This window comes from Pseudomonas cannabina, from assembly GCF_900100365.1.
Classification (GTDB): domain Bacteria; phylum Pseudomonadota; class Gammaproteobacteria; order Pseudomonadales; family Pseudomonadaceae; genus Aquipseudomonas; species Aquipseudomonas cannabina.
The window spans coordinates 3,236,570-3,248,717 of the sequence record NZ_FNKU01000001.1 but is presented as its reverse complement, the minus strand read 5'-3'; the positions used below and the strand labels follow the sequence as shown (position 1 = coordinate 3,248,717).

Below are 12,148 nucleotides of genomic sequence, written 5' to 3'. Positions count from 1 at the left end.
CAAGCGGGTAAAAAAGATTTTTTCAATCGAACCCCAAGTAAATGCCCGCCTGGCTCAATCGTCGGAGGTTTTGTTCTTGTAATCGCACAAGTCCTCGATACGGCAACTGCCGCAGCGCGGTTTGCGAGCCTGGCAGACGTAGCGCCCATGCAGGATCAACCAGTGGTGGGCATCGAGCAGGTAGTTTTTGGGCACAAACTTCATCAGTTGCTTCTCGACGTCCACCACATTCTTTCCGGGTGCGATGCCGGTGCGATTGCTGACACGAAAAATGTGCGTGTCGACAGCCATCGCAACCTGCCGGAACGCGGTATTGAGCACTACGTTGGCAGTCTTGCGCCCGACGCCCGGCAACGCTTCGAGGGCTTCCCGGGTCTGAGGCACTTCGCTGTTGTGCAATTCCACCAGCATGCGACAGGTTTCGATCACATTTTTGGCCTTGCTGTTGTAAAGGCCAATCGTCTTGATGTACTCGGACAACCCTTCAACGCCCAGGTCGTAAATCGCCTGCGGCGTGTTGGCGACCGGATAGAGTCTGGCGGTTGCCTTGTTGACGCTGACGTCGGTGGCCTGAGCGGAAAGAATCACGGCAATCAGCAATTCGAAAGGTGTTGTGTAGGCCAGTTCGGTCTTGGGGTCCGGATTGTCCTCGTGCAGCCTGCGAAAGATTTCCTGACGTTTTGCAGCATTCATGAACAGAACGTTTCCTGAGTATCGGTCGGGGAAGAAGCCGTCAGCAGTGCTTCGAGCGCCTGCTCGGCTGCTTCGTACTCGCGCTGTAACTCCACAAGCCTGGCTGCCTGCTCTGCAACCGGGGGATGGCCGAACGCCTTGAGTGACTTGTTCAATTGCGCCCGGCTCATGGCCAAGGCGATTTTGGCTTTTTTCAAGGCGTCTTCTGGTGTGGCAGGTTTATTGGCCTGAACACGTTTTACCGTTGAGCCTACGACGGTGTCACGGATGGATTCAGCTCTCTTGCTGCGCGCAAGTCGCTCTGCCACGCGTGCCTGCTGTTCACGGTGCAGGCGTGCATTGCGTGATTCGAAACGCAGGCGGGCATGGGTCCGTTTTTTCAGACGTGCCTGTTGCAGCTCCGGGGTAGGCGCCAGACCGCCGACTATCGGGGTGACGGTCGCCAGCGGCAGCGGATGCATGTCGATGCAATCGACCGGGCAGGGCGCGATACACAGATCGCAACCTGTGCATTCATCAATGATCACGGTGTGCATCAGCTTGGCTGCGCCGACAATCGCATCCACCGGGCAGGCCTGGATGCATTTGGTGCAGCCGATGCACTCGGCTTCACGGATAAAAGCGACCTGCGCGGGGGCTGCGCCGCGTTCGGTGTCCAGCGCCAGCCTGGGCACAGCCAGCAGATCGGCCAACTGAGCAATGGTTTCGTCACCGCCCGGCGGGCATTTATTGATGGCTTCACCACCCGCAATGCCGTCGGCGTAAGGCCGGCAGCCGGAATGGCCACACTTGCCGCATTGAGTCTGCGGCAGAAGCGCGTCGATACGCTGGACCAGCTCCACGCTCGGGAGTAAACGAATCAAGTCAGTCATGATCTTTTGGATGGCGAACGGACAGTCCGGTTTTTATGGCGACCCATATTACCGGCCGCAGAGGAGTCTTGCGAACACACGAAGGCCCGGTATCCGCTGTCGAGCGAATACCGGGCCCCGCAGGTATTACTTGATCCGCTGGCCTGGCCTGGCACCGCTGTCCGGGCTGAGCAGATAGATTTCTTCACCGCCCGGGCCCGCCGCCATCACCATGCCTTGCGAGATACCGAAGCGCATTTTGCGTGGCTTGAGGTTGGCGATCATCATCGTCAAACGGCCTTCCAGTTCGGCCGGGTTCGGGTAGGCACTTTTGATGCCGGAAAAGACGTTGCGCTGCTCGTCTCCGATATCCAGGGTCAGGCGCAACAGCTTGTCGGCGCCTTCCACGTGCTCGGCCTTGAGAATCAGGGCCACACGCAGATCGACCGCGGCAAAGGTATCGAAATCGATTTCCGCAGACAGCGGGTCTTTGGCCAGCTCGCCATTGCCGACCGGTGCAGCGTCAGCGCCGGTATCAGTGGCCGTCAGGTCTTCCTTCGATGCTGTGGCCATGGCCTCTACCTTGAGCGGGTCGATGCGGGTCATCAGCGCCGAGAACGGGTTGAGCTGATGATTGACCAGCAGCGTCTTGTGATCATCCCAGGTCAGTGGCGCGACGTTGAGGAATTTCTCGGCATCAGCGGCGAGGTTCGGCAATACCGGCTTGAGGAAAATGACCAGTTGGCGGAACAGGTTGATGCCCAGCGCACAGACGGCCTGGACTTCGTCCTGCTTGCCTTCCTGTTTGGCCAGTGCCCAAGGCGCTTTTTCGGCGATATAGGCGTTGGCGCGGTCGGCCAGCGCCATGGTTTCACGCATGGCACGGGCGAAGTCGCGGGCTTCATAGGCGTCGGCAATGCTTGGCGCGGCAGCCAGGGATGCGTCCGTCAGTTCAGGCGCAGCGTTGGCTTCGACCATCATGCCGGCATTGCCTTTGTGGATGAATCCGGCGCAACGGCTGGCAATGTTCACGACCTTGCCGATCAGGTCGGAGTTGACCTTTTGGACGAAGTCTTCGAGATTCAGGTCCAGATCGTCTACGCCACGGCCCAGTTTCGACGCGTAGTAGTAGCGCAGGTATTCCGGCGGCAGGTGATCGAGGTAGGTGCGTGCCTTGATGAAGGTGCCGCGCGATTTCGACATCTTCTGGCCGTTGACGGTCAGGTAGCCATGCACATTGATGCCGGTCGGTTTGCGCAAGCCTGCGCCCTCCAGCATGGCAGGCCAGAACAGGGCGTGGAAATTGACGATGTCCTTGCCGATGAAGTGATACAGCTCGGTGGTCGCGTCTTTGCCCCAATACGCATCGAAGTCCAGATCCGGACGACGTGCGCACAGGTTCTTGAAACTGGCCATGTAGCCGATAGGTGCATCGAGCCACACATAGAAATACTTGCCCGGCTCGTCCGGGATTTCGAAACCGAAATATGGCGCGTCGCGGGAGATGTCCCACTGTTGCAGGCCGCTGTCGAGCCATTCGGCGATCTTGTTGGCGACCGCGTCCTGCAAGGTACCGCTGCGTGTCCAGCTTTTCAGCATGGTGTCGAACGCTGGCAGATCGAAGAAGAAGTGCTTCGAGTCCTTGAGGACTGGCGTCGCGCCGGAAATCGCTGATTTCGGGTCTTTGAGATCAGTCGGAGCGTAGGTTGCACCGCATTTTTCGCAGTTATCGCCGTACTGGTCCTCAGCCGCACATTTCGGGCACGTGCCCTTGATGAAGCGGTCGGCCAGGAACATGTTCTTTTCCGGGTCGAAATACTGGGTGACCGAACGCGTGGCAATATGGCCCGCATCGCGCAGGCGCTTGTAGATCATGCTCGACAGCTCACGGTTTTCATCCGAGTGCGTCGAGTGGAAATTGTCGAAGTCCACCAGGAAGCCGGCAAAGTCGGCGCTGTGTTCAGCCTTGACATTGTCGATCAGTTGTTCCGGGGTGATACCTTCTTTTTCAGCACGCAGCATGATTGCCGAACCATGGGCGTCGTCCGCGCAGACATAAATGCATTGGTTGCCGCGGTGCTTCTGAAAACGCACCCACATGTCGGTCTGAATGTACTCGAGCATGTGGCCAAGGTGAACGGGACCATTGGCATAGGGCAGGGCGCTGGTAACGAGAATCTTGCGTGGCTCGGACATGGGGCTCGGCTACTTGAAGTGAAACGGAGGTCGTCCACTATAAAGGTCTGAGCAACTTTTTTCATCCCGCGCGGCGGTCGGAATGCTTCTGGAAATATGCCGAAATCATGTGGTCACCTGGCAGAACGGGTACGATAGCCGCCTGTTTTAGTCAGTCTTTTTTCGGAGTGAGCCCATGAGCGCAGTCAATCGCGCAGCGGTGGAGACGATTCTTCGCCAGTACACCGACCCTTATCTGAATCAGGACCCGGTCAGCGCAGGTTGCGTCAGGTCCATCGACATTCAGGATGCACACGTCAGCGTGCAGCTCGAACTGGGTTACGCCGCTGATCTGTTCAGAAACGGCTGGGCGCAGGTCCTGAAAACCGCCATCGAGAATCTGGACGGCGTGGCATCGGCCAGCGTCGACATCAGCAGTGTGATCGTTGCGCACAAGGCGCAGAGCCAGATTCCGGGCCTGGCCAATGTGAAGAACATTGTCGCCGTGGCGTCCGGCAAGGGTGGCGTAGGCAAATCCACCACGGCCGCCAATCTGGCGCTGGCCCTGTCTCGCGAAGGTGCGCGGGTCGGGATTCTCGATGCGGACATCTATGGGCCGAGTCAGGGCGTGATGTTAGGCATCCCTGAGGGCACGCGACCGAAGATCAAGGATCAGAAATGGTTCGTGCCGGTCGAGGCGCACGGTATCGACGTGATGTCGATGGCCTTTTTGACCGATGACAACACGCCGATGGTCTGGCGCGGGCCGATGGTCTCGGGTGCGCTGCTGCAACTGGTGACCCAGACTGCGTGGAATGACCTGGATTATCTGGTCATCGACATGCCACCCGGCACCGGGGACATTCAGCTGACGCTGGCACAGAAGGTTCCGGTCGCCGGTGCGGTGATCGTCACCACGCCACAGGATTTGGCTTTGCTGGATGCGAAGAAGGGTGTCGAGATGTTCCGCAAGGTCAACATTCCGGTGCTGGGCGTCGTGGAAAACATGGCGGTGCATATTTGTTCGAACTGCGGGCATGCCGAGCATCTGTTCGGCGAAGGCGGCGGCGAGAAGCTGGCGTCGCAGTACAATGTCGAGCTGCTGGCGTCGTTGCCACTGTCGATGTTGATTCGCGAGCAGGCAGATGGCGGCAAGCCGACAGCGATTGCCGAGCCGGACAGTCAGATTGCGATGGTTTATCAGGAGCTGGCGCGCCACGTTGGCGCCCGCATTGTGTTGCAGGAGGCGGCGAGTCCTGCCATGCCGACCATTTCCGTCAGCGAGGACTGAGACTGTAGCGACGTTCTGGCGGGGGAGGCGATAGCGGTTCGGCCTTCCTCGTTCAGATCGATGTAAACAGCAGGCAATAAAAAACCCCGCTTTTGAGGGCGGGGTTTTTAAGCGAATCAGTACAAGTTAGATAACTTGAACTTCTTCAGCTTGCATGCCTTTCTGACCGCGGGTAGCGATGAAAGAAACCTGTTGGCCTTCTTTCAGGCTTTTGAAGCCGTCGGATTGGATAGCTTTGAAGTGCACGAACAGGTCGTCACCGGATTGTGGAGTGATGAAGCCGAAGCCTTTTTCATCGTTGAACCACTTAACGGTACCAGTTTGGCGATTAGACATAGTATATCTCCTTGGACAAAGTTAACTGCGGCGTAGGAAGAGCCCTGGCCGAGACTGAGTGCAAAGAGCTGGAAAATTCATGGAGATGGTTGGATCGAAATTCAACATCGTGTAGAGATTCTCAGTGACACAAGCAACACAGTAACGCCACCTTACCCCTTTTTTTCGAACGTGCCAATGGTCTGTTGATGATTATTTGTATTCACGGCGGATCGGCAAGGCGCACCGGGCAAACTCTCCATCTGTTGTCTTTGAACCGTTGGCTTCACCCCGGTAAGATGCCGGATACCTTTTTTACCTCGCTATTCAGGACATCGCCATGAGCATCAAATCGGACAAGTGGATTCGCCGCATGGCGCAGGAACACGGGATGATCGAGCCGTTCGTCGAGCGTCAGGTACGTGGCGAAGGCGCAGATCGAGTGATCTCTTTTGGCGTGTCCAGCTACGGTTACGACGTACGTTGCGCAGACGAATTCAAGGTCTTCACCAACATCAATTCGGCGACGGTCGACCCGAAAAATTTCGATGAAAAAAGTTTTGTCGATATCAAAAGTGACGTGTGCATCATCCCGCCGAACTCGTTCGCACTGGCTCGCACCGTTGAATATTTCCGCATTCCGCGCAACGTCCTGACCATCTGTCTGGGCAAAAGCACCTACGCGCGCTGCGGCATCATCGTTAACGTCACGCCGCTCGAGCCTGAGTGGGAAGGCCACGTGACACTGGAATTTTCCAATACCACCACCTTGCCGGCCAAGATCTACGCTAATGAAGGCGTGGCACAGATGCTGTTTCTCGAGTCTGACGAGGAATGCGAAGTTTCCTACAAGGACCGTGGCGGCAAGTATCAGGGCCAGCGTGGCGTCACCCTGCCGCGCACCTGATCCGCGAGTCAGGCGACTAGTGGAATTGAATTAATACTCTATTTCGTACTCTATCTGCTCACATGCTTTCGCATAATCGTTGTGTGCGATCGCCTTTGATCTGGAGTGCCCTATGAAGACTAATTTTAAAATCTCTGACCAGGTTCAATCTCCACTTAACGAGATCGGCTTGCTGGCCTGGTCATTGATGGCCCACTCAGACCTTCTGCCTGAGTTCAATATGGTCGGTGGGGGCATTCCGGGTGATCCGGGCCCTGATACGCCGTATCCGGAGCCCACTGAACCGGGTGGTCCTACCGTGCCGGACGAGCCGCCGCCTGCGCCTGTCGCCTGATTCTCGATGCCTGTTCGCCGGTTCAGCGAACGGGCTTTCTTGCTGGCTGGCACTGCCAGTCAGATCACCCGCCAGACCGCATCCCCGCCTGTCACATACACTGAACTGTCTTCGGCCGGCCTGATGCGAAATCCCCCTGTGAATTCGCCAAATGCCGGTAACAGCGTGACGCGTGTGCCGATGTAGTAGCACGCCAGGCGCAAGCGTTGTCGACCGCGGCCATGCAAGTGATAAACCGGATGTACGTGCCCGGCCAGTACATGAAGCTCAGGGTGAGGGTCGGGTTCGTGTTGCAGGGCGAATGGGCCCACGATCAACGGTTCGGGTACGACGTCGATGTTCAGGTACGCGGGCGGGTCGCCTGCGCGCTTGTCGTGGTTGCCGCGTATCAGTGTGATAGGCAGCGTCGGGCGTCCTGCCCGCCATTGCTCCAGCGCCGCCAGTGTGCCAGCGGCATGCGATTCCGGTGCGTGCAGGAAATCCCCCAGAAAGATCAGATGCTCGCTGGGGTACTCGTCCAGCAGGCTGTCGAGCCGACGCAGGTTTTCCTGGGTGGTGCCGTGCGGTACCGGTTGTCCAAGCTTGCGGTAGGCAGCGGCTTTGCCGAAATGTGCATCGGCAATCAGCAGTGCGCGTCTGGCGGGGTAATAGATGGCTTTGTCGGCCAGCAACCAAAGCTCTTCATCCGCCAGCGTGACGACTTGATAAGGCTTCATCGTTCATGCTCCGGGCCTGCGGCTTTCTCGAGATCGCGGACCATGCGGGCGATACGGTCAGACAGTTTCTCGGAGCTGAGGCTTTCACGAAAGCGCTCTACCAGTAACGGAAACGCCAGCGGGGTCGCACGTTTTATCGTGTGCAGGTCCAGCCTGCGGCTGTTGATCTGCCGCAGCGTCAGCTCAAGACGCTGCAGGTCGAGTTCCTGGCGCAACACTTCCTCCTGTGCCTGGGTCAACAGCATGTTCTCGGCGTCGTACTGTTTGAAAACCTCGAAAAACAGTCCGCTCGATGCTTGAAGCTGGCGGTTGCTCTTCGCCGCGCCGGGGTAACCGGAAAATACCAGCCCGGAGATGCGGGCGATTTCCCGAAAGCGCCGCAGCGCCAGTTCGCCTGCGTTGAGGCTGGCCATGATGTCGGCGAGCAGATCGGTTTCGCTGAACATTTCGGCGTTCAAAGCGTCGGTCCAATTGATTTCGCTGGCGCTGAGCAGCTCCAGGCCATAATCGTTGACCGCAATCGAGAACGTCAGCGGCCGGTCACGGCTCAGGCGCCAAGCCAGCAGGCTACCCAGTCCCAAGTGCACATGACGCCCGGCGAACGGGTAGAGAAACAGATGCCAGCCCTCGCGGGACTTGAGTGTTTCGGCCAGCAATGTATCGCGTTGCGGCAGGCCGGACCAGTGTTGCTGAACTTCCAGCAAGGGCTTGATGGCCTGCATTTCCGGGCTGTTGAATTCGCCACGGGCGGCAGCATCGAATTTTTCCACCACCGCGTCCGCCAGCTCGCTGGACAGTGGCATCCGCCCGCCATTCCAGCGCGGCACGGCGGCTTTCTTGCCGGTCGCGCGTTTCACGTAGGCGGTCATGTTCTCGACCCGGACCAGCTCCAGCAAACGCCCACCGAACAGAAAGCCGTCGCCGGGCTTGAGCCGGGCGATAAAGCCCTCTTCGACGCTGCCCAGCGAGCCGCCTCCACCGCCTTTTTTCCAGTATTTCAGATTGACGGTCGCTTCGCTGACAATGGTGCCGACGCCCATCCGGTGGCGACGGGCCAGACGCGCGTCGGGTACCCGCCACACGCCGTGTTCGTCGGGCTCTGCGCGCCGGTAATCGGGGTAGGCGGTCAGCGAGTGGCCGCCGTTGCGCACAAACGCCAGCGCCCACTGCCACTGTTCGTCGCTGAGCTCACGGTAGGCCCAGGCGCTGCGCACTTCAGTCAACAGCTCGTCGGGCAGAAAACCACCACCCAGCGCCATGCTGACCAAGTGCTGGACCAGCACGTCCAGCGGCTGGTGCGGTGATTCGCGTGGCTCAATCATGCGCGCGGCCACCGCATCATGCGCCGCGGCTGCTTCTACCAGTTCCAGGCTGTGGGTTGGCACCAGCGTGACGCGGGAAGGACGGCCTGGCGCATGGCCCGAACGTCCGGCGCGTTGCATGAGGCGTGCAACGCCTTTGGGTGAGCCAATTTGCAGCACGCGCTCGACCGGCAGAAAATCCACGCCCAAGTCGAGGCTGGAGGTGCATACCACGGCCTTGAGCGATCCCTCTTTGAGCGCGCGTTCAACCCAGTCGCGCACCTCGCGGGCCAGCGAACCATGGTGCAGCGCAATCAGGCCAGCCCAGTCCGGGCGCGCTTCGAGCAGCGCCTGATACCAGATTTCCGACTGCGCGCGCGTGTTGGTGAACACTAGGCAACTGGCGCTGCTGTCCACCTCTGCGACGACCTGCGGCAACATGCGCAAGCCCATGTGCCCGGCCCACGGAAAGCGTTCGATGGATGGCGGCAGGAGCGTATCAACCTGCAGCTGCTTGACGATCTTGCCCTGCACGGTCACGCCGCCGTCGCCAATCAGCACCTGTTGTGCGTGCTGTTGATTGCCGAGTGTTGCAGAAATGCCCCACACGATCAGTTGCGGATTCCACCGGCGCAGACGGGCCAGCGCCAGTTGTAACTGTACGCCACGCTTGTTGCCGATCAGTTCGTGCCATTCGTCCACCACGACCATCTTCAGCGTCGACAAGGCAACCTGCGCGTCGGCACGGGTCAACAACAGCGTCAGGCTTTCAGGTGTGGTAATCAGGGCGGACGGCAGTCGACGCCCCTGACGGGCGCGTTCGCTGCTGCTGGTGTCGCCGGTGCGCAACCCCACCGACCACGGAATATCCAGCTCACCCAGCGGTGCTTCAAGGGCGCGAGCGGTGTCGGCGGCCAGGGCGCGCATGGGCGTGATCCACATGACACTCAGCGGCGTAGCGGGTGGTTTGCGTTTGCGGGGTTTGTCGTCGGCAGTCAGCGTATTGGCTTTGGCGAATTGATTGAGGGCGGCGAACCACACGGCGTAGGTCTTGCCCGAACCGGTGCTGGCGTGCAGGAGCCCAGACTCACCCTTTTTTACCGCCGCCCAGACGTCCTTTTGAAACGCGAACGGCTTCCAGCCTCGGGCGAGAAACCATCGTCGAGCGAAATCGGTGGGTCTGCTCATCCGTTTGAATAGGCTCTGAGTGGCGGTAAGTCAGAGACAACACAGAAAGGGTAATAGTTTTAAATGGTTATGGAGCTCTCTCAGGTTTCAGGGCGGCTTCGCAGCACATCGCGGACAAGCGAAGCGTCGCCCGGTCCGCTCCTACGCCCTGCGGGCAGAAGCCCGAATTTCGGTGCTCAGGATGCAGACGCGGACCGGGCGACGCTTTGCTTGTCCGCGATATCTTATTTGCTTGGCCGCGATAGCTTACGTGTGGGAGCGGACTTGTCCGCGAACTGCCGGGAACCGGCAGCAAAACCAGCCGCCTTGGTGTACCAGACACGGCCGAGGTAGCAGGTTTCAGGGCGGCTTCGCAGCCCATCGCGGACAAGCGAAGCGTCGCCCGGTCCGCTCCTACGCCCTACGCCCTACGCCCTACGCCCTACGCCCTGCGGGCAGAGGCTCGAGTTTCTTGCTCTTGGCGCTTTACACAACAACCCGCGTTATTTCAGATTGCCACTCAAAAACTGCTGCAAACGCTCGCTTTTCGGGTGGTTTAGCACCTCATCCGGGTGGCCGGATTCTTCTATCTGCCCTTGGTGCAGGAACACCACCTGGCTGGCCACTTTGCGGGCGAAGCCCATTTCGTGGGTGACCAGAATCATCGTCCGGCCTTCTTCCGCCAGGCCCTGAATGACTTTCAGCACCTCGCCGACCAGTTCCGGGTCGAGCGCCGAGGTCGGCTCGTCGAACAGCATGATTTCCGGCTCCATCGCCAGTGCCCGTGCAATCGCCACGCGCTGTTGCTGACCACCGGACAGAAACGCCGGGTACTGATCCGCTACCCGCTCCGGCAGGCCGACTTTTTCCAGATACTTGCGCGCGCGTGCCTCGGCTTCGGCCTTGGGCACGCCCAGTACGCGGCGCGGCGCCATGCTGATGTTTTCCAGCACGGTCATGTGCGCCCATAGATTGAAATGCTGAAACACCATCGCCAGACGGGTGCGGATGCGTTGCAGCTCATCCGGATCGGCCACGCGCATGCCGTCCTTGTCGCTGACCATGCGCACTTGCTTGCCGTCCAGGCTCATCGCCCCGTCATTGGGCTGTTCAAGAAAGTTGATACAGCGCAGAAACGTGCTCTTGCCCGAGCCGCTGGCGCCGATCAGGCAGATCACATCACCGCTGCTGGCCTTGAGCGATACGCCTTTGAGCACTTCGTTGTCGCCGTAGCGCTTGTGCAGGCCATCGATGGTCAGTTTGTACATGACAGGTCCTCAAGGAGAAAGTAGGTAGCCGCTGCGATAGGCCTGAGTGCCGGCGATATGCGCGATGACCATGCCCGCCGTCGCCATGCGACGCAGCGAGCGCGCATACAGCAGGCCGCCATTCAGAGCGTGGACACAGGTCACACTGTCGCTGATCGGGTCGATGACCTCGGCAATCAGTTGGCCGGCCTCGACGTATTCGCCAGGCATCGCGCAAAACACCAGCAGGCCGCCGACCGGCGTTGCCACCGGCTCGACCGCAGCCAGTGGCGTAGCGGGGTAGAGCAATTCGGGAGGCGGCGACAATTCAGCGTCGATGAAGCCAGCATCGGTCAGGTAATGAATGATCGCCTGACAGTCGCGGCTGGCCAGCGCATGGTTGACATCGCCTTGGCCGCGCAGCTCCAGTGTCACCGAAAAACTGCCCATCGGTATCGGAAACCGCTCACCAAAGCGTTGTTGCAGTTGCCACCACACCAACGTGAAGCATTCATCGAACGACTGGCCGCCCGAATCGGTGGCCAGCAGGCTCGCTTGGGCGCCCAGGTATCGCGACAGCATCTCGACGTTCGGCCAGGCCTCAGGCGTGGTGTATAAATGCTCGACCGATTCGAAATCACAGTGCAGATCGAGCACCATGTCGGCATCGCAGGCCAGCCTTTGCAGGGTCAGGCGCAGCGATTCCAGCTGCGTGGTCGCCGTTTGCGCATTCAGGGCCGCCAGCAGGCTTTCACGCACCAGCGTGCGGTTTTGCTCGGCGTTGGCGGTCAGCCGTGTTTCGACAGCATCACCCACCTGTGCACCGAGGTCGCTGAACCGGCGATTGAAATTCTGCCCGCTTTCCAGTTCGTAACGCCCCAGCGGCGTGTCCATCAGCACCTGTTCCAGGCCAATCGGGTTGGCCACCGGCACCACGACGATTTCGCCCAGCAGCCGACCGGCACTTTCCAGTTCGGCGAGGCGCTGCTTCAGGTACCAGGCGACCAGCATCCCCGGCAATTCGTCGGCATGCAGCGACGCCTGAATGTAGACCTTGCCCGCGCCGTCTCGCGGCCCGTAATGAAAGCTGTGAACCTGTCGGGCAGTGCCCGGCACAGGGGACAGCAAGTCGTGGGTGTGATGGCGCATGA

General features: G+C 59.6%; 11 protein-coding genes. 3 read left to right on the top strand and 8 right to left on the bottom strand.

Features of this window, described 5'->3' with window-relative positions:
• Positions 1–54 precede the first annotated feature (54 nt).
• The 3 genes from nth to metG form a co-directional block, all read right to left on the bottom strand.
• Entirely contained in the window at positions 55–693 is a 639-nt protein-coding gene (gene nth, locus BLT55_RS15280; RefSeq protein ID WP_055001678.1) for an endonuclease III, read from the bottom strand.
• The gene (gene rsxB / locus BLT55_RS15275) at positions 690–1,565 is read right to left on the bottom strand and encodes an electron transport complex subunit RsxB (RefSeq protein WP_055001679.1); all 876 of its coding nucleotides are present in this window, start codon (positions 1,563–1,565) and stop codon (positions 690–692) included. Before rsxB ends, nth begins: the two co-directional genes overlap by 4 nt.
• Positions 1,566–1,691: 126 nt before the next feature.
• Positions 1,692–3,740 carry a methionine--tRNA ligase gene (gene metG, locus BLT55_RS15270; RefSeq protein ID WP_055001680.1) on the bottom strand — a complete coding sequence of 683 codons (2,049 nt, stop codon included), beginning with the start codon at positions 3,738–3,740 and terminating at the stop codon, positions 1,692–1,694.
• A gap of 175 nt (positions 3,741–3,915) precedes the next feature.
• Between metG and apbC the strand changes: the two genes are divergently transcribed.
• A complete protein-coding gene (gene apbC / locus BLT55_RS15265) occupies positions 3,916–5,010 on the top strand; it encodes an iron-sulfur cluster carrier protein ApbC (protein WP_055001681.1) in 1,095 nt (364 codons plus the stop codon).
• 126 nt (positions 5,011–5,136) lie between these two features.
• Here apbC and BLT55_RS15260 read toward each other — a convergent pair whose 3' ends face one another.
• Complete coding sequence (locus BLT55_RS15260; protein WP_002554837.1) at positions 5,137–5,346, bottom strand: cold-shock protein; 210 nt, start codon at positions 5,344–5,346, stop codon at positions 5,137–5,139.
• Positions 5,347–5,665: 319 nt separating this feature from the next.
• Between BLT55_RS15260 and dcd the strand changes: the two genes are divergently transcribed.
• On the top strand, positions 5,666–6,232 hold the full coding sequence (dcd, locus tag BLT55_RS15255; RefSeq protein ID WP_002554836.1) for a dCTP deaminase: 567 nt from the start codon (positions 5,666–5,668) through the stop codon (positions 6,230–6,232).
• Between the two features lie 112 nt (positions 6,233–6,344).
• Positions 6,345–6,566: a hypothetical protein gene (locus tag BLT55_RS15250; RefSeq protein WP_007247739.1), complete on the top strand. Its 222-nt coding sequence runs from the start codon at positions 6,345–6,347 to the stop codon at positions 6,564–6,566.
• A gap of 59 nt (positions 6,567–6,625) precedes the next feature.
• Here the strand turns inward: BLT55_RS15250 and pdeM are convergent, their stop codons facing one another.
• The 4 genes from pdeM to BLT55_RS15225 all read right to left on the bottom strand — a co-directional run bounded on the left by pdeM (position 6,626) and on the right by BLT55_RS15225 (position 12,146).
• A complete protein-coding gene (gene pdeM, locus BLT55_RS15245) occupies positions 6,626–7,282 on the bottom strand; it encodes a ligase-associated DNA damage response endonuclease PdeM (protein WP_055001682.1) in 657 nt (218 codons plus the stop codon).
• Positions 7,279–9,771, bottom strand: coding sequence for a ligase-associated DNA damage response DEXH box helicase (locus BLT55_RS15240; protein WP_055001683.1), 2,493 nt, complete (start codon positions 9,769–9,771; stop codon positions 7,279–7,281). The genes pdeM and BLT55_RS15240 overlap by 4 nt, the downstream gene beginning before the upstream one ends.
• 482 nt (positions 9,772–10,253) lie before the next feature.
• Positions 10,254–11,018: an ABC transporter ATP-binding protein gene (locus BLT55_RS15230; RefSeq protein ID WP_054080082.1), complete on the bottom strand. Its 765-nt coding sequence runs from the start codon at positions 11,016–11,018 to the stop codon at positions 10,254–10,256.
• Between the two features lie 9 nt (positions 11,019–11,027).
• The gene (locus BLT55_RS15225; RefSeq protein ID WP_054999132.1) at positions 11,028–12,146 is read right to left on the bottom strand and encodes a succinylglutamate desuccinylase/aspartoacylase family protein; all 1,119 of its coding nucleotides are present in this window, start codon (positions 12,144–12,146) and stop codon (positions 11,028–11,030) included.
• Positions 12,147–12,148 lie beyond the last annotated feature (2 nt).